Here is a 19,602-nt window from a genome sequence, read left to right as displayed (position 1 = left end):
CAATCATTTTTTTTCTTTTGTGAGAATCGTTTCTTCAGGACCGAGATAAGATGGCTTTACATTACCGAAATCTACAACGATCTTTTGCAAGACCGGTCCCGGGGTTACCATCCAGTATTTCACTGTGTGCATTCCCGGTTTGGATATTTTATGTTTGGTCGTTTTGATAATGATGCTTTCCGATACCCATTTATTCCAGATCCCGCTGATAGAGTTCTTATCTTCTTTATTAATAGAGATGATCTGTGGCGTTTCGTCGTCAATGGAGATGGCGTACTGCAGACCTTCTTCAGATGAATAAAAATTGAGGGAAGGAGAGTGATACGTGTGTATGGAGAAATCTCCCGTGCTGGAGGTGAATACATCGTATTGCAGATGTGGACTGGTCTTTCGGGGCGTTTGAGCTGGTGCGGTTACAGGAAATGCCGTGATGGCTGAAGCTGTTCTTCCATGATCGGGCAGGATCTGCCATTTAACAGGACCAGCGTTTACAGCAGTTGTATAGTTGGTAGCGTCGATAGATACACCCGATCCTTGTTTTTCTAAGAAGGTATTTCCCCGTGATTTTGTACCGGCTGTTAAATGAGGTTGAATGTATGCTAAGACCGAATCGGATGGTGCTACAGCTGAGTCTGCTGGAAGATAGGTGACTGCGGGCATACGCTGCCATCTTGGTTCCTGCCAGGAGGTGTAGCCGATGTGTTTCTGGCTCATCATGTGGTTCCACTTTCCTCCATTTAACTGATGGTACTGAAGTGTGATCAGGGAATCATTTTCATAGAGCTTTCTGACATTGTCTGCGTAACCATTAGCTTCTATCCATTTATTAGTAGAGGCGTTTTTGTTAAGTGCTGCATTATAATACATCTCGTTCAGGTTTGCGCAGGCTTTTACGGGATGAAGTACAAGCTGGAAGAATGCATCTTTATATGCAGCCGGAAGCTGTGAGTTGATCTGTTCTGTTTTTTTGAGTAGGTCGTTATAGTCATTTACAACTGTATGCCATTCGGAAGGCAGGGTGTATGTCCTTGCGTCCAGTAATTCTGGTTTTCTTCTGCCATTGAATTTTGCATATTTGGCAAGAATCTCACCTATTTCTTTTGAATGTTCTGTTCCAAACTGAGCAGCCGCCCAGCTATCTGTATATTTCTGTATATCCGTTGGCCCGATCTTATCAGGATTCCATGCATAATCGAGAAAGAAGGAGATCGGCAATTCCATTGGTTTGATATCTCCCACATTCACGATCCAGATATCTTTTACATCATGCTTCCAGGCGAGATGCATTTGTTCCCAAACGCGGGGAAGCGGATTTGTGTTCAGCCATTTGTAGTTTCTTGGTCCGCCGACATAATCGAAGTGATAATAAATCCCATAACCGCCTTTTCGTTTCTTATCTGTTGGTTTGGGAAGTTTACGGAGATTTCCCCAGTTATCATCACAAAGCAGTAAGGTCACATCGTCGGGTACACGCATGCCTTTGTCGTAGTAATCCTGTACTTCTTTGTATAATGCCCAAAGCTGTGGTGTTTGTTCGGCAGGCTTTCCGGTTACGTCTGCAATGATCTCCCGCTGGTCTTTTACGATTCTTTCCAGGAGATCGGTTGCTGTTTCCCTGGACATTGGTTCGTCTCCATCGCCACGCATCCCGACAGATACGATCTTTTCATTGGTAGCTCTTTGCATTCCCCCGCGCCAGAATTCCTGGAGTTTTACTTTATTGCTGTCGTAATTCCATTTACCTGTACCGTGCCTTCTCCATTCATCGTGCGCACGCATCAGCGGTTCATGATGGGAGGTTCCGATCACGATCCCGTATTTATCGGCCATTTTTATATTGAGTGAATCATCGTCATAAAATGCATTTCCCCACATGGCCGGCCAGAGATAGTTGCCTTTCAGACGAAGGATCAGTTCGAATACTTTTTCGTAGAAGAAGTGGTTGAAGCCGCCGAATTTTTCTTTGCTCCATCCTGATAAAGCCGGGGCTTCATCATTGATAAAGATGCCACGGTATTTTACGGAAGGCTTATCAGTATGGGTTTGATTCTTTTTGAAAAAAAGTTCCTTCTTTGCTTTAACCGGCACATCTGCCCACCAATACCACGGCGAAACTCCGATCTGTTTGGAGAGTTCGAATACGCCGAATGCGGTTCCGCGCCTGTCGCTGCCTGCGATGATCAACTGGTTATTGTTGCTCTTCCAGGTAAATGCTTCCCATTGCTGGTTGATGCCAGTGAGATTGATCGTCTTCTTTGCTGCCAATGATCTGATCAATGAAGATCTGTCTGCTGATCCGATCACGATACTTGTTTTCCCTGTGATCGTTGAGCTGATCGCTGGTTTGATACCGGTCACTTTTTCAAGATCGGTTTGTAATAATATAGCTGATTGGCGAACCAGTTCATGATCATTCGGGTCAACGCAGATCGTTGCTTCCTTCAAAGAAAAGAATAACGGTGAGGCTTTTTCTGAAATAAGTGACTGTGCCTGTCCATAAATGGCGAGTACCGTCGTGATAAAAAGAAGAAGACGTTTTTTCATACAGTTATTTTAGAAGCCGACGCTGTTTCCGCCGTCAACGGGCAGGATCACGCCGGTGATATATTTTGCTGAATCGCTGGCAAGAAAGTATGCGGCTTCACCGATATCTGCTGCTTGCCCCATGATGCCCATTGGTGTTCGTCCGAATACTTTTGCTTTTCTTTCCGGGTCGCTGTCCAGCGCTTTCGCGGTCATATCAGAATAAATAAACCCGGGAGCGATCGCATTCACACGGATGCCTTTTGGCGAAAGTTCCACTGCCATGGCGCGGGTCATGCCGTCAATGGCTGTCTTACTGGCTGAATAGGCGATCACTTTAGGAATGCCGTATTGGGCAGCCATGGAACTGATATTAATGATGCAACCGTTTTCCTGTTTCAGCATTTGTTTTACCACTTCACGGCTTAGCGTGAACACAGAGCTCACGTTGGTCATGATCACCTGCTGGAAATCTTCATCTGTTACGTCGGTGAATTCTTTTTTCATATTGATCCCGGCATTGTTGACGAGAATGTCTATCTGCCCGAATTTGTCTACGATCTGTTGTATAAATTGGGGCAATGATTTGAGATCAGTCACATCACAGGGCTGTGTATGGCATAGTTCTCCCAGTTTATTTTTTGCCTCATTCAGTTTCTGTTCATTTCGTCCGGCGATGATGGTATCGATTCCCTGCTGCACAAATTTTTCCGCGATCGCGAAGCCCAGTCCTGAGCCACCACCTGTAACAATTGCCACTTTCCTTTTCATAAAATTCTTCTTTATTGGTTCGTTGATTTTGTTAAATGCCCGGCGCAAAAGGGAAGCGCAGGCTCTTGTAATAGTCGAGTGATCTATCTGGTTTTTCGTAATTCGATGGAATAGGCATTTTGCTGAATGTCTGGAAATACAGCAGGCAGGCATTGCGCCACCAGATCGCTTCTTCGTATTGAACGTTGAAAAGCATTGTGATCTGGTCAAAGCGTTGCGGGTCTACAAATGGCTGCATCTTTTTCCACGAGGCCTGCATTTGTTTTACTTTCTCCGCACCTGTATAGTAGTTGTAGCAAAGTTCTTCCCAGACATTGCGGCCGCTTTTCATTTTGAACGTCCAGGGAACATGATGAAACCAGAGAAGGTTCTTTTCTTCACAGGTATTTATATCTTCCCAGAGCTTTCTTACTTCAGGAGCGTACTGGCCGAGTGCATTGCTGCCTTTGGAGGTCCGGTCGAAACCGATACCGAGACTGTCGGCCTTATGGTAGTACACTGGATTCCATTCAGGGCGATTCAGATTGCTGACCCAGGGTGCAGGTCCATAGTGATGACTCGTTCCCATAATATGATGCAAACCGATCGGGTTCATGTATCGGACAACGGTTTCGCGGCTATTGCACATCAATGGGATCATGGTTGAAAGGAAAGCAGCATTATTGGAGAAACTCATCCGCAGCCATTCTTCGGCGATTTTTTCACTTGAAAGGGAATGATCCCAGGCAAGCCGACCGAGGGCGTACCAGTTTGCCTGCGAGAGCGGGTGACCTGTCCAGTTAATATCGCTGCCGATATTGGATACGCCTGCCATTCCATTCAGTGCATGCTGATCAACACTGCCGTCGATCACTTTTGCTACGGTGCTTCCTTTTCCTTTGCTGTAGGTATCGCTCTCCAGTGTTTCTTTAAATAAAGGAGCAAGGAAGGCGAGCGTTGTTCCCTGGCCGAGATATTCCTGTGTGACCTGGAATTCCATCATCAACGGTGTTTTCGGCATGGCGCCGAATAACGGATGGAAAGGTTCGCGTGGCATGAAGTCGATTGCCCCATTCTTTACCTGCACCATGACGTTGCTGTTGAATTTTCCATCAAGCGGAACAAAGTCGTCATAAGCCTGTTTATGCCTGTCGACAGGATTTTCATTACTGTATACGAACGCGCGCCAGATGATAATGCCTTTATGCGGAGCGATGGCGGAGGCTAGCATGTTTGCGCCGTCTGCATGTGTGCGTTTGTAGTCCTGCGGACCTGGCTGCCCTTCGCTGTTTGCTTTCACAACAAATCCGCCGAAGTCGGGAATCACCTGGTATATTTCACTGATCTTGTCATTCCACCATTGCTGTACCTGCGGGTCAAGAGGATCAGCTGTTTTTAGTTTGCCGATCTCTATTGGAGCGCTGAATCTTGCGGTGAGATATACTTTAATGCCGTAAGGTCTGAATGCATCGGCAAGTGCTTTTACTTTTTGCAGATAAGGTGGTGTCAGAAAAGTAGCGTTGGCATTTACGTTGGTTAACACGGTGCCGTTAATGCCAATAGAAGCGTTGGCTCTTGCATAGTCAACGTATCTCGGATCGATATAGCCCGGTAAGGTATGCCAGTTCCAGATAGAAGAACCTGAATACCCGCGTTCAACCGTTCTGTTCAGGTTGTCCCAATGATTCAGCATCCGTAATTTCATCTTCGGCGTTGATATGATCTGAAGGGAAGAGATATTCTGTTGAGTTTGTATCAGCCGGAGAAAATGGAATGTGCCATACAGTACGGCGATGTCCGTATTCCCGGTGATGATGATATGCTTCTTATTATTGACTGTTTTTGTGGCGATCACAAATCCTTCTTCTCCGGTTTGCTCCAGCAAGGATTTCAACCCTGCTTTGCCTGATACGCCGGCGGGATTGTAGGTTTCTGCTGACAGGATACCGTTTAAAGCAGTCTTTCCAGTTGTATCTATTTTCTTTCCAAGCAAGCCTGTGAGGCCGGAGATCAGTTCATTTTTTACGATGCGTAGAGTAGGGGATCCGGTATTTACAGCGATACTATTTATCTGCAGTCTGTATGAATTCAACAATGGTTGATTTTGCACAGGCACATAACGCATCCATAATTCATAACCTGTTTCTGCCCCCGCCTGCATAGCAAGCAGCATGGACAAAGCCATTGCCACTATCATCCCTGTTGTTCTCTTAATTCGTGTAATTCGTGTAATTCGCGTAATTCGTATCATTTTCATAATTGGCATCTCCATTATCATTAGCGTGCATTCGTGTTAGCTGGCGACCATTCGTGCTTATTTGCGCATAGAAGATTTACGGATGATCAGATCAGAATGTATCACGATCGTACTTGTATTTTCAATACTTGCCACTCCTTTCAGGTGATCAATCAAATGCCTGGCGGCGATGGTTCCCATATCCACGCCAGGGTAATCAATCGTTGTAAGCTGTGGTTCGACGATCTTTCCGATCGCGTCATTATTAAAACCAACGATGGCGATATCTTCGGGAACTTTCATGCCATTTTCCTTTAATGTTTGCATGCATACGGCGGCGGAGAAGTCGTTTGTGACAAACACGCCATCGGGGCGCGGTTTCATTTTCAGGATCTGCTTTGCGGCTTCCATACCACCCTGTTCGCTAAGATCTTTGATCAGGACATGATTTTCGATAAAAGGAATATCATTGTCGAACAATGCATCTTTATAGCCCATGTAGCGGCGTTTGTAAACATTACGCTTCAGGTCGGCGGTAACGAGTACAATGCGTTTACATCCCTGGCTGATCAGGTGAGAGGTTGCTTCATATCCGCATTTATAGTTATCGATGACAACTTTTGTGCTTTCGGAATTTTCTTCCACACGGTCGAAGAAGACGATTGGAATTCCTTTTTCCTGGAACGGTTTGAAATGTTCAAGGCCGGTGGTATCGAATGAAAGGGAGGCGATGAGGCCGTCCACTCTTTTGTGAAAAAGGTTGAGTGCGTTTGCTGCTTCTTTTTTGAAGCTTTCGGAAGAGTGGGCAATGATCAGATCATACCCGGCTTCGGAAGTGATCTTTTCGATACCTGCAAGAACGGAGGTGATAAAGCTGCTCTTCAGCTCGTGAACGACCACGCCGATCGTGTGGGTCTGTTGTTTACGGAGACTACTTGCAAAGGTATTGTGGCGGTAGCCAAGGGTTAGAGCGGCGGCCTGTACTTTTTCCTTTGTTTTCTTATTTATGGCGGGGTGGTTTTGCAAAGCCCGGCTGACGGTTGCAGAGGAGAGTTTCAGCTTTTCCGCTATATCATAAATGGTTATATCCTTTTTTGGCTTCATTTTTTTGCAATCGGTTGCCTGAAGATCGCAAAAAAAATTAAATATCAGTTCTCATTTTTGCCGAAGAGGCACGGACGATCAGTTCTGACCGGAGAGTGATCTGATTTGTCATATATAAGTCGCTGATTCCCTTGAGGTGACTAATAAGGTTAGAGACAGCCGTGGTACCGACGACCTCGCCGGAGTAGTCGACAGTCGTCAGATTCGGCTCAACTACCTTACTGATCGGGTCATTATTAAAACCAGCAAAGGCGATATCCTCCGGGATCCGGAGTCCGGCCGCTTTCAGACCGATCATGCAATGAACGGCCACCGTATCATTGGCGCAAAATACCCCATCCGGTCGTTTTGAGACGGGCAGGTCGAGGATATACCTGGCTGCATCGGTACCGGCATCTTCGGAAAGGGTACTGATGATATGTAATTCCTCTATAAAAGGGAGGTGATGATCTTTAAGAGCCTGTTGAAAGCCCTCCAGGCGCTGGCGGTATACATCCCTGAGGAGATTGCCTCCCAGGTGCATGAGGCGTTTGCATCCCTGCTGGATCAGGTGTGAGGTGACTTTGTAGGCTGCACCATAATTATCTATGATGATGGAGGTCGTATCTGCGTGCGGATGCACGCGGTCAAAGAACACAACCGGGATCTTTCGCTTGAAAAATGAATCTAAGTGATTGAGATTCTCTGTATTAGCGGAAAGGGAGATCAACAGGCCGTCTACCCGTTTATTGAACATGGTGGAGGCGTTTACAACCTCCCGGTCGGCGTCCTCAAGCGATTGCGCAATAATGAGGTTGTAGCCCTGTTTACTGGCCGCTTTTTCCATGCCGGCCAGAACGGACGACATGAAGTGGCTGTTCAACCTGGGAACGAGTACGCCCAATGTATGTGTATTCTTACTCCGTAAGCTGCTGGCAAATGTATTCGACTGATATCCAAGTTCTTTCGCGGCGTCGGCAATTTTCTTCCGGGTGCTTTTGCTGATCATGGTATTGTTCTTCAGGCCACGGCTGACAGTGGCAGCGGAGATCCCGAGGTGCTTTGCAATATCATAAATCGTTATTTCCCGGTCTTCTGACATAAGTTATAATTGCCTGAGCCCAAAGAAAATGTGATTTTTCGAAATAAAAAAATGCAATCGGTTGCGGATTTATATAATTTTCCTATATTCGTTGTGCAAGACTTCAGAAAGTCAGCCAAACGATTGAATTGTTATACTAAAACTGCTGTATGAAAAATGAATTTTTCCTCTGCCGGCTGCCCATTTTAGCGTGGATGACCATGTCTTTTTCCGTTATCTCTTTCCCGCAGCCATTTCCAGTTTTTCTTTCAAAAGGTTTTATTGCAAGGCACTCGTTTAGTTTTCCCCTCTCCGGAGTATCAATTACTCGCTCGTATTATTAATACTAACTGCTAAAAACAGCCAAACAATGATTATGAAAAAGAAAAACAAAAAGCAGCCGTCGGCAGGCTCATTATCAAAACTGCTGACGGGTGTATTTTTCATGGTGGTCATGCTGATCTGTTCCGGGGTTGCGTTCTCCCAGGACAAAACAGTCAGGGGTCGCATTACCACAACCACAGGTACGCCGATACCTGGCGTGTCAATCCAGGTCAGCGAAACGAATCTTGGAGCCACTACCAATGAGAATGGGGAGTTCTCTATTAATGCTGTTAAAGGAAATGTGCTGGTCGTTTCAAGTGTGGGGTATACAAACAGGCAGATTACTGTTGGGGATGATGTAACGATCAATATCCAACTTAGTTCGGCTGTTCAGGATATGGGTGAAGTGGTTGTTGTTGGATATGGCACGCAACGAAAACGTGACGTAACCGGTGCTGTTGTTTCAGTGAGTGAAAAGGCATTGCGTGAAGTACCGGTTGCCAATCTTCAGCAGGCGCTTATAGGAAGGGCAGCGGGTCTCGAGATACAGGCCATCGGCAATCAGCCGGGTGCGGGCGGTCAGATCCGCATTCGTGGTAACCGCTCGATCAGCGGTTCGAATGAGCCTCTATTCGTAGTAGACGGAATTCCGTATGACGGGAGCCTGAATGATATAAACCCTGATGATATCGCATCAGTTGATATTTTAAAGGACGCTTCTGCAACTGCGATCTACGGTTCGCGGGGTGCTAATGGCGTTATACTTGTTACAACAAAAAAAGGACGTAATGGGGAGACACGGCTTTCTTATAACGGATATTATGGCATTGGAAGTCCATTATATAAATATCCGTTGTTCAATGCGTCGGAATACCAATCGCTTCGTAATTTGTCCACATGGACGGCTGGCTATATGCCTGAGGAGCTTGTTGGCATAACGGAAGGGCGCAACACAAATTGGCAGGATCTTATGTACGAGAATGCGCAGCGCACCGATCATAATTTAAGTGTATCTGGTGGCCGCGATGGCAACACCTTTATGCTTGGCGGTGGGTATTACAAAGAAACAACTCTTATGCCGGGAGAGGATTATACCCGATACACTTTAAGAGCTGCTATAGATACCCGCGTTGGCAAACATATTAAGCTGGGTGTGTCTACTCAGAACACGGTCAGCATTGCAAAAGGTTCGCAATTTGTGTCCGGATCAGCAATGTTCCGTACGCTTGCTTTAAGCCCGCTGATGCCGGCGTACAATCCTGATGGAAGCATTTATCTTTTGCCAAATGGTAACGTCGATGATAATAACACAGACGGTCGTTACAATCCTTTATTACTTAAAGATGGTCCTCAGACATGGGTTGACCGTGTGCGTCGCCTTCGAACATTCAATACGGTGTATGCAGAGATTGAATTTTTCAAAGGACTTCGTTATCGTGCAAACGTTGGTCTCAACTATGCGCAGGAAAACAGCGGTCAGTTCCGCTCTGCCGATAGACTTCCGGCAAATCCAAGCTTTTTCCGTCCGGCACAGGGTAATATCGCGCGCGTCGGTAATGGTGAGACATGGGGGTATACAATCGAAAACCTTTTGTTTTATGATAAAACAGTAGGGGATCATAAATTCAATTTTACAGCTCTTTACAGTATTCAGGAAGCTCAATCCTTTAATAGTTTTGTTCAGAAAGATTCTATTACTGAGGACTTTGTTCAGTTCTATAACCTTGCACAATCGACACCGGTCAATTCTTCCAACACCGCTTTAGGCGGAGGGGAGTCAAAGACTTCGTTGATCTCTTATATGGCGCGACTGAATTATTCATTTAAGGATAGATATTTGTTAACGGCAACTTTCCGTCGTGATGGATCTTCACGTCTCGCACCAGGTAATAAATGGTTTGATTATCCGGCGTTGTCAGCTGGTTGGGTGATATCTGATGAGTCGTTTTTCAGTAATGTAAAAGCGGTGAATACGTTAAAGCTTAGGGTTGGTTGGGGTAAAACATCTAACCAGGCAATTGATCCTTATCAGTCGAAAGGTCTGGTGAACAACTCTAACGGACTTCCTGCTGGCAATACAGGAGGAAACGTGATCCGTTATAACTATGGTCCCACTGTTGTGACCGGCTATAATGTAATCACCCTGCCAAATCCAAACCTCTCATGGGAGTTTACTACTACTACCAATATTGGTCTTGATTTCGGATTGCTGAAAAATCGCATTACCGGTACCTTCGAGTATTACAACTCGCGTACAAAGGACATTCTTTATGCCGTAAATCTTCCTGTTACTTCTGGCGTAGCCGGTGGCTTCGTTACGAACATCGGAGAGATGGAGAATAAGGGAATGGAGTTTACTGTTTCTTCAGTGAACATTGAATCAAAGTCTGGCTTTAATTGGAGCACTGATCTTAATTTATTTTTTAACAACAACAAATTGCTGAAGCTTAGCAATAACGTTTCAGAAGACATCGGCAGTCAGTTGTTTGTGGGTCATTCTATGACTGCAATCTATGACTATGTGAACCAGGGTGTATGGCAGTTAGATGAAGCAGCAGCAGCAGCAGCCGTTGGCGCTATGCCTGGTCAGATCAAGCTCCTTGATTTTGGTGGAGCGAATGGCAGACCTGACGGAATGATCAGTTCTACCAATGACCGCCGGATTATCGGCGATATGGATGCGGATCTGCAGGGTGGCATTACAAACCGCTTTAGTTATAAAGGCTTTGATCTTTCTTCAGTGATCACGGCAAGATTTGGTGGCACACTGGTCAGTCAGATCCATCAGCCTTTGTCTTCTTATATCACATTCCTTGATGGACGCCGTAATTCTGTAAAGGTTGATTATTGGACCCCGACGAATCCTTCTAATTGGTTTCCTATGCCGCAAACGAATGTAGCAACTGTAACAGACGGATCCAGAACTCTCGGTTACTACGATGCGAGTTATATCAGAATCAGAAGCATCAATCTTGGTTATACATTCAACCGGAATTTTGTAAAGCGTCTGAATGCACAAAGCCTCCGTGTATATTTTACAGTTGACAACGTGGCACTTTTGTATTCTCCATATTGGGAAAAAACAGGGATTGATCCACAGGCGACAGCGTCAGGTGATCGCGGTGTAGGCGGTTCTACAAGCAATATCCGCACAAATGAAAGAGGCAATGGCGCTTTGGTTGTAGGATTGGGCACGCCTCCGAGACGAACATTCACATTTGGCCTTAACCTTTCGCTTTAACTTATTCTCAAAACTTAGTTATATGAAACTCAGTAATAAAATATTTATCGCAGCGCTTGCGACAACCATGCTCACAACGGGGTTAAGTTGCAAGAAGAAGCTGGAAGAGAATCCATACACGGTTTTTTCTGTGGATTATTTCAAAACGCCAAGCGGTTTTCAAAATGGTGTGAATGCAATTTATTCAGGCATGCGCTTTTTGTACGGCCCGGAAGGCGCTGTGGCAATGGGTGTAGCCGGTACAGATGAATGGGCTATGGCGAGCGAAACGCGGAGAGGTGCAGCAGGGGATCTGACAAGTTTCTGCGATTACAGCCTTGACAACACGGGCGGGTCAATCCTCACCCCATGGAACAGGAGCTTTAACAATATCAATCTCGCAAATGCCCTGATCGAATATGCTCCCGAGGTACAGATCAATGATGCGGACAAAAATGTAGCACTTGGAGAAATACGGTTTTTAAGAGCTTTGTATTATCTGAATCTTATTCAATATTTCGGTGCAGTTCCGATCGACCTCGGTAGCGGTGAGTTGAAATTTAATCAGTCACCATTTCAAGGTTTCAATCGCCTCCCGACAGCCGAAGTATTTGTAAAGAATTACAATACCATTATAGAAGACTTTACTTTTGCTACGCAAAACCTGCCTGATAGACGTCCAGCTGGTGCATTTAAACTTTCGAAAGCTGCTGCTTTTCATTTCCTGGCCAAAGCTTACCTCTTCCGGGGATATTCAGCTGCAAAGCAACAGTCTGATTTTGCGAATGCCTATACGGCAGCTTCTGAGGTAATAAACAACCAGGCTAAATACGGAGTAGCCCTTCAACAGACTTATGCAGAGGTTCACAGACCTGGTAATGATTATAACAGTGAGATACTCTTTTCTATCGAGCGTATTCCCGGGAATTTTGCTGCAAATGAAGTAGGAGATCCGCCTAACACCATCGGTGGAGGTAAAGGTGTAGATGCTGCCAACGATTTCTGCGGAGATTATACATCCGTATCAGCACCACTCGCGAGTTCAGGTACAAGACCTGTTAATACACGTACAGTAACCTATGGTCGACCGATTCGCCGTTTTTGCCCGACACCATGGCTGTATAACACTGCTTTTGCAGATAAATTCAATGATAGCCGTTATGAAGGATCCTTCCGTACTGCTTATATCGCTTCAGTAACCGGCGGTGGCTTTACCGCTGATGTAGATACTGGTTTTGTTATGGCGCTGACGAATAGAATTGCTGATTCTCTGAATGGCATTTCTCCGGCGGGACCAAGATTGAAACCATACCGCGTTATCGCTCCGCGTGAATTTTACTTTGTCGGTGGGCTTCTGGATGCAAGTACACAAAATATGTATCCAAGTCTTAGCAAATATGAAGATCCGGGAAGAGGTCTTGCCAACAATCCGGGTTCAAGGCCGTTTCCCGCAGCAAAGCTTTCTGAAACTTATTTACTTGCTGCAGAAGCTGCGATGCAAAACAGCAATCCAACCGAAGCAATGAACCTGATCAATGTGTTAAAACAAAGAGCGGTTCGTCGTCCCGGATTAACACCAACCCAGATCACTGATCGTTATGAAGCAATCAGGCTGACTGCTGCATCGCAGGTAACGCTCGATTTTATTCTTGATGAGCGTACCCGAGAGCTATGCGGGGAAAGTGTAAGATGGGGCGATCTTGCGGTGAGAGGTAAGCTCATTGAAAGAGTGAAACTTTACAACACCGATGCAACGGCGAAGATCACAGCAAATAAACATGAGCTGCGCCCGATCCCGAAAGAACAACTTGACAGGATCACTGATGCGAATAAACAACAGTATCAAAACCCCGGATATTAATAATGCTTCCACTTAAAAGCTTGTTTATGAAACAAACATATATCAAAATAGGGCTGATCCTTTTCCTGCCGGCCGCTTTTGCCGCATGTAAAAAAGGACCTGATTCAAACATTCAGGACCGCGGTAACTTTACAGAAAACGGAACAGCATTAAGAGATGTTGCGGATTTTCCAATAGGTACAGCGATCAATTATCAACCATTGACCAATGAGCCAAAATTTGCAGAGATCGTGAAAAGAGATTTCGATGCCGTTACTTTTGGGTACGAAATGAAACACGGCGCTATAGTACAGTCAAATGGAACTTACAATTTTACGAATGCAGACGCGATGGTGGCTGCAGTCGGACCGATGGAAGTGTTCGGTCATACCTTACTCTGGCATCAGAATCAGAATGCCACCTATCTGAAAAACTATGCAGGTATCACCGTGCCTGCTGCAACAGAGCTTGCAACGAATCCCGGTTTTGAGTCAGGACTCACTGGTTGGTCCGTTTTCAATTCGGGAAATCCTGCAGGCACTTCAACCATAACAGCAACCAGTGTGACCTCGGAAGTCAGAACAGGTACAGGCGCGATGAAGGTAGTTAACCCGACAGGTTATCCCGGCAGTCAATGGCGCGTACAGGTATCCAGTGGAACGTTCAATACCACAGTTGGAGCACAATACAGAATTGCATACTGGGTAAGGGCGGCCTCTGCGGGAGGGTCCATTCGTTTGTCAACCGGTGGCGCAGGAAGCGCTCAATACCAGGGTGATCAAACGATCGGAACAACATGGCAGGAAGTTTCCTGGACGATCACGGCGAATGGTGCCACGACAAGCTTTCTCTTCGATCTTGGGCAAGCGGCCAATACCTACTTTATTGACGATGCTAGCGTGAAGGAAGTTGTCGTTCCTCCATCCGGTGGAGCAGTTGCGGCGAAACTTGAAACCGCCCTTACCGATTGGATCAACGCACTTGTAGGACGTTATAAAGGCAAAGTAAAAGCATGGGATGTGGTAAATGAGCCATTCGCAGATAATCCTGTTGCTATACGCAATAACTCAAATACCACTGCCGCTACCGACGTGCTGGTTTGGTCTAATTATCTTGGCCGCGATTTTGCCCTGAAAGCATTTAACCTGGCTAAAGCGGCTGATCCCACAGCAGATCTTTATATCAATGACTATAACCTTGAATCAAATGCCGCCAAACTGGATTCTCTCATAGCCTATGTAAAGGAGCTTAAAGCAAAAGGTGCAAAGGTGGACGGTATTGGAACGCAAATGCATATTACACGCTCTACCAGCTACGCCGGTATTGAAGTAATGATGCAAAAGCTAGCTGCTACCGGTCTTAAAATTCGCATCTCTGAGCTCGATGTAAGAGCACTGATGGGTAGTGCGGCTGGAAAAATGACAGATGATCTCCTCGCTTTCCAGGCGGCAATGTATAAATACGTTATAGCATCATATATAAAACATATTCCCGCACCTCAGAGAGCAGGAATCACAATATGGGGCATTAACGATGCAAATAGCTGGCTTTATGATAACGGAAAAGAGTTCCCGCTGTTATACGACAATGATTATAATAAAAAACCAGCCTATGCTGGAGTTTTGCAGGGACTTAAAGGAAATTGATGTCTTGTAGACCGAATCATAAGAAATCGTAGAGACTTTTTTGTAAAAAATTAAGGGAGGATGACTATCATTCTCCCTTATTAATTAGCACCACAGTATAAGTAAAAACTAAGAAAATGGACGTTATAACAGGAGATAAAGAATACTTCAAAGGCATAGGCCAGATCAAATACGAAGGTCGTGATAGCGACAATCCACTGGCATTCCGTTGGTATGATGCGAACAAAAAAGTGGCGGGTAAAACCATGGCGGAATACCTGCGTTTTGCCTGTGCATACTGGCACAGCTTCAACGGTAACGGCGCCGATCCCTTTGGTGAGCCAACACATGTGTTTGGGTGGGACGAAAGCAAAGATGTGATCCAGCGGGCAAAAGATAAAGCCGATGCGGCATTTGAGTTCATCACGAAAATGAATATTCCTTATTACTGTTTTCATGATGTGGATGTGGTGGATTATGGAAATGATATCGCGGAGAATGACAACCGCCTGCAAACCGTCGCGGAATACCTGAAAGAAAAGCAAAAGGAAAGCGGTGTTAAACTTCTTTGGGGTACGGCCAACCTGTTCAGCCATAAACGCTATATGAACGGCGCTTCTACCAATCCTGATTTTCACGTGCTCGCCCATGGAGCAGCGCAGGTAAAAGCAGCATTGGACGCAACGATCGCATTAGGCGGAGAGAATTATGTATTCTGGGGCGGTCGTGAAGGTTATATGAGTCTGCTGAACACAGACATGAAGCGCGAGAAAGATCACCTGGCGCGTTTCCTGCAAACAGCCCGCGACTATGCAAGAAAGAACGGATTCAAAGGCCAGTTCTTTATCGAACCCAAGCCATGCGAGCCAAGCAAACATCAATATGATTATGACTCTGAGACCGTGATCGGTTTCCTGCGTCAGCACGGACTACTGGAAGATTTCAGCCTGAACATTGAAGTGAACCACGCCACGCTGGCGGGACACACCTTTACGCATGAACTGCAGGTGGCCGCTGATACCGGACTGCTCGGCAGCATTGATGCCAACCGTGGAGATTACCAGAATGGCTGGGATACAGACCAGTTCCCGAATGATATCAACGAACTGACCGAAGCGATGCTGATCATCCTGCAGGCAGGAGGTTTCAAAGGCGGCGGTATCAACTTTGATGCGAAGATCCGGAGGAACAGCACGGATATGGAAGACCTGTTCTATGCGCATATCGGTGGCATGGATACATTTGCGAGAGCGTTGCTGACGGCGGAAGCGATCCTGGAAAAGTCTGACTATAAGAAGATCAGGAAAGATCGTTATGCAAGCTTTGATAGTGGAAAAGGGGCGGAGTTTGAAGCGGGTAAGCTTTCTCTGGAAGACCTGAGAGCGTTTGCGGTGGCGAATGGTGAGCCGAAGTCGGCGAGTGGAAAGCAGGAGTATCTGGAGAACCTGATAAATCGCTACATTTAATCCAATTGATTGGCGTAAGAGGAACGCGGCGGATGCAACGATACGCGACGGACGCGGCGAAACAGCCGGAAAATATTTATTCGCCGCGCCCGCTGCGTATCGCTGGGTCCGCCGCGTTCCTTCTACGCCAGGCATTCAAAAAAAAATTCTATGCTAATGCACCAAACCATGCGCTGGTTCGGTCCCAATGACCCCGTTAAACTTTCCGATATCCGTCAATCCGGTTGTGATGGCGTTGTGACCGCCCTTCATCAGATCCCTGTTGGAGAGGTCTGGACCATCGATGCCATCAACGAAAGAAAAAAACTGATCGAAGATGCAGGTATGACATGGACTGTCATTGAAAGTCTCCCCGTAAGCGACGACATCAAAAAACAAGACGGTCAATATCTTCAGCATATAGAGAATTACAAACAAAGTCTCCGCAATGTAGCCACCTGCGGTTTGAAAGTAGTAACCTACAATTTCATGCCCGTACTGGATTGGTTGCGCACGGATATCGAGCGCGTCATGCCCGACGGAAGCAAAGCCCTCTATTTCGAGCGTGCAGCCTTCGTGGCTTTTGACCTGTTCTTACTAAAGCGTCCCGGAGCAGAAACAGATTATAGTAAAGAAGAAAGGGAAAAAGCACTAATATTTTTTGATTCCTGTTCAGATAAACAAAAGCAAACGATCTTCAATAATGCAATGCTTGGTTTGCCTGGTAGTGATGATGCCTTCACGCCTGAGCAGGTATTAATGGCTTTAAAAAGTTATGAAGGTATCGATGCAAACAAACTTCGTGAGCACCTCATCTTCTTTCTTCAGCAGGTAGTTCCTGTTGCTGACGAATGTGGCCTGGTGATGGCCATCCATCCTGATGATCCGCCATACGCGGTGCTTGGCTTACCTCGTATCCTGAGTACGGAAGATGATATTGCCGCCATTGCCGCCGCAGTTCCTTCTGTTGCAAATGGTCTTTGCTTTTGCACAGGGTCACTGGGAGCCAGAGCGGATAATGATCCGTTAAAGATCCTGCAGCGTTTTGGCGATCGTGTTCATTTTCTTCATTTGAGAAATACGAAGCGAGATGCCGATGGGAACTTCTTTGAAGCTGATCACCTCGCTGGAGATACCGATATGTTTTCGATTGTAAAAGAAGTAGTGCTTTTGCAGAGAAGAAGAAATGTGTCCATTCCGATGAGGCCAGATCACGGTCATCAGATGCTGGATGACCTCAGTAAGAAAACCTATCCCGGATATTCCGCGATCGGAAGGCTCCGAGGTCTTGCGGAATTGCGCGGCCTGGAAATGGGTATTGCAAGAAGTATATAGTACTGGATTCCTCATCTACATCTGCCATAAAATGAAAAAACTTTTCTTTTTATCTGCCCTGTTCAATGCGGCAGTTGCTTTTGCGCAACCATCACAAGCATACAGGGACAGTATCAATAAACTGACGCAGGCAGATTACCGGAATATGCTATCGCAGTTAAAGATCGATTCTACGCGTCGAGGCCCTTCGGGAAATCCTTCTGCGCCTGATGCGGCGAATGTAGATGAATCAAAAGCGACGACTTACAAAACTATTCCAGATCCGTTGCTATTAAAAAACGGGAAGAAAGTATCTGATGTAAAAACATGGTGGGATAAGCGAAGGCCCGAGATCATTGAAGATTTCAATAAGGAGGTATATGGCCGTGTTCCGGTCAATACACCCAATGTAAAATGGGAAGTGGTGAGCACAGTTGATACTGTATTTGGAGATCAACCGGCTGTTACGAAGAATTTGCTTGGTCATGTAGATAACACATCTTATCCGCAGATAAAAGTTGATATCCAGCTTTCGCTTACCGTTCCGAAAGAGCGGAAGAAGCCGGTACCGGTGATCATGGAATTCGGATTTATTTTTCCAGCAGGTTTTCGCCCGCCACCACCACCTGCAGGAGCTCCTGTCACAAAAAGCTGGCAGGAACAATTGCTGGACCAGGGCTGGGGTTTTGCGATAATAGTGCCTACGAGTTACCAGGCGGACAATGGGGCAGGTTTAACGCAGGGGATCATCGGCCTTTGCAATAAAGGTCAGCATAGAAAGCCGGATGATTGGGGCGCATTACGTGCCTGGGCATGGGGAGCAAGCCGTGCTGTTGATTATCTCGAAACGGATAAAGATGTGGATGCAAAACAGATCGGTATAGAGGGTTTGTCGAGATATGGTAAGGCAACTGTTGTGACAATGGCTTTCGAGCCAAGGTTGAAAATTGCTTTCATCGGATCTTCCGGCAATGGTGGCGTGAAGATCATGCGGAGAACATTCGGTGAGCAGGTGGAGAATCTTGCTTCATCGGGAGAATATCACTGGTTTGCCGGGAACTTCATTAAATATGCTGGTCCGCTTACGCCAAATGATCTGCCTGTTGATGCACATGAACTTGTTGCGCTTTGTGCGCCGCGCCCGGTATTTATCAGTTCGGGTTCTCCAAAAGTGGAAGGTCAGTGGGTGGATGCAAAAGGAATGTTCCTGGGCGGAGTGTATGCTGCGCCTGTATATGAACTGCTTGGTAAAAAAGGATATGGCACTGCTGAATTTCCTCCGTTGGAGACTTCGTTGGTAAGTGGGGAGATCGCGTTCCGCCAACATAGTGGAGGACATACAACCGGACCGAATTGGCCCACCTTTATTGAATGGGCAAAAAGATATCTCCAATGATACTGGTGCGGACGGGAAACGTATTCATTAAATGTCAATGTCCTGTATTATGACTTTCGGTATTTGCCATGCTGACCCTGGTTTAACGTCAAATTAACCCCTTTTAACGAGCATCTCTGCCAGCTTGCCTACTCATGCTGTTGCCTGCCATGCAGGCTTCCTAGCTTTACAGTACAAATAGCAAAGGCTTCAATGTTGAAGACCGGGTACTGTTTACCAACTATATGGAACAGATGATCGGCATAAAAGAACAGAATGCCCATGCAGTAGCCCTGCAACTATCTAAATTACTGGCAGACGAATTCCTTCTCTATACAAAAACCAGAAATGCTCACTGGAATGTAGAAGGCCCCAGTTTTCATTCCATGCATCTTTTTTTTGAAGCGCAATATGAGCAATTGGATGAAATGATGGACAGTGTTGCCGAACGCATACGGCAGATCGGGCATTACGCGCCCGGAACATTGAACCAGCTTCTCCGGTTGACACACCTTTCCGAGTATACGGAACGGGATAACAGAAGTCTGAGTTTTATCCAGGAGCTGCTGAATGATCATGAAAGTGTCATTGAGTTTTTGCGTGGCAATATCACGCCATTTGCAGAGACGCTTCGCGATCTGGGCACCAGTGATTTTATCACGGGATTGATGGAGAAACACGAAGCAATGGCCTGGATGCTGAGGGCTCACCTGAAATGATATCCCAGGAGTAGTATGGAACGCGACGAACGCAACGAAATCAATCTTTAGAGAAATGATACGTTGC

Annotated in this window: 12 protein-coding genes; 7 read left to right on the top strand and 5 right to left on the bottom strand. The window is 46.1% G+C overall.

Annotated features, from left to right (window positions below):
- Positions 1-3 precede the first annotated feature (3 nt).
- The 5 genes from LZZ85_RS08385 to LZZ85_RS08365 are packed head-to-tail and all read right to left on the bottom strand — an operon-like array spanning position 4 to position 7,694.
- Positions 4-2,544, bottom strand: coding sequence for a glycosyl hydrolase 115 family protein (locus LZZ85_RS08385; protein WP_237870587.1), 2,541 nt, complete (start codon positions 2,542-2,544; stop codon positions 4-6).
- Positions 2,545-2,553: 9 nt separating this feature from the next.
- Complete coding sequence (locus LZZ85_RS08380) at positions 2,554-3,294, bottom strand: SDR family NAD(P)-dependent oxidoreductase (RefSeq protein WP_237870585.1); 741 nt, start codon at positions 3,292-3,294, stop codon at positions 2,554-2,556.
- Positions 3,295-3,325: 31 nt separating this feature from the next.
- The gene (locus LZZ85_RS08375; protein WP_237870583.1) at positions 3,326-5,530 is read right to left on the bottom strand and encodes an alpha-glucuronidase family glycosyl hydrolase; all 2,205 of its coding nucleotides are present in this window, start codon (positions 5,528-5,530) and stop codon (positions 3,326-3,328) included.
- Between the two features lie 57 nt (positions 5,531-5,587).
- Positions 5,588-6,613 (bottom strand): LacI family DNA-binding transcriptional regulator, encoded by a 1,026-nt coding sequence (locus LZZ85_RS08370; protein ID WP_237870581.1) that lies wholly within the window; start codon positions 6,611-6,613, stop codon positions 5,588-5,590.
- Between the two features lie 37 nt (positions 6,614-6,650).
- Positions 6,651-7,694 carry a LacI family DNA-binding transcriptional regulator gene (locus tag LZZ85_RS08365; protein ID WP_237870579.1) on the bottom strand — a complete coding sequence of 348 codons (1,044 nt, stop codon included), beginning with the start codon at positions 7,692-7,694 and terminating at the stop codon, positions 6,651-6,653.
- A 355-nt stretch (positions 7,695-8,049) separates the two neighbouring features.
- Here LZZ85_RS08365 and LZZ85_RS08360 point away from each other — a divergent pair, with 355 nt between their 5' ends.
- The 7 genes from LZZ85_RS08360 to LZZ85_RS08330 all read left to right on the top strand — a co-directional run bounded on the left by LZZ85_RS08360 (position 8,050) and on the right by LZZ85_RS08330 (position 19,535).
- Positions 8,050-11,238: a SusC/RagA family TonB-linked outer membrane protein gene (locus LZZ85_RS08360; RefSeq protein WP_237870577.1), complete on the top strand. Its 3,189-nt coding sequence runs from the start codon at positions 8,050-8,052 to the stop codon at positions 11,236-11,238.
- A 22-nt stretch (positions 11,239-11,260) separates the two neighbouring features.
- Entirely contained in the window at positions 11,261-13,078 is a 1,818-nt protein-coding gene (locus tag LZZ85_RS08355; RefSeq protein ID WP_237870575.1) for a RagB/SusD family nutrient uptake outer membrane protein, read from the top strand.
- A 26-nt stretch (positions 13,079-13,104) separates the two neighbouring features.
- A complete protein-coding gene (locus LZZ85_RS08350) occupies positions 13,105-14,703 on the top strand; it encodes an endo-1,4-beta-xylanase (RefSeq protein WP_237870573.1) in 1,599 nt (532 codons plus the stop codon).
- A 116-nt stretch (positions 14,704-14,819) separates the two neighbouring features.
- Positions 14,820-16,148, top strand: a complete 1,329-nt coding sequence (xylA, locus tag LZZ85_RS08345) for a xylose isomerase (protein ID WP_237870571.1) — start codon at positions 14,820-14,822, stop codon at positions 16,146-16,148.
- A gap of 150 nt (positions 16,149-16,298) precedes the next feature.
- Positions 16,299-17,462: a mannonate dehydratase gene (gene uxuA / locus LZZ85_RS08340; protein WP_349291738.1), complete on the top strand. Its 1,164-nt coding sequence runs from the start codon at positions 16,299-16,301 to the stop codon at positions 17,460-17,462.
- 31 nt (positions 17,463-17,493) lie between these two features.
- On the top strand, positions 17,494-18,837 hold the full coding sequence (locus LZZ85_RS08335; protein WP_237870569.1) for a glucuronyl esterase domain-containing protein: 1,344 nt from the start codon (positions 17,494-17,496) through the stop codon (positions 18,835-18,837).
- Positions 18,838-19,061: 224 nt separating this feature from the next.
- On the top strand, positions 19,062-19,535 hold the full coding sequence (locus tag LZZ85_RS08330; RefSeq protein ID WP_237870567.1) for a Dps family protein: 474 nt from the start codon (positions 19,062-19,064) through the stop codon (positions 19,533-19,535).
- Positions 19,536-19,602: the final 67 nt, after the last annotated feature.

This window comes from Terrimonas ginsenosidimutans (assembly GCF_022012415.1).
Taxonomy (GTDB): Bacteria; Bacteroidota; Bacteroidia; order Chitinophagales; family Chitinophagaceae; genus Terrimonas_A; species Terrimonas_A ginsenosidimutans.
Note: the sequence above shows the minus strand (reverse complement) of the source record. Positions and strands in the feature narration are given on the sequence as shown.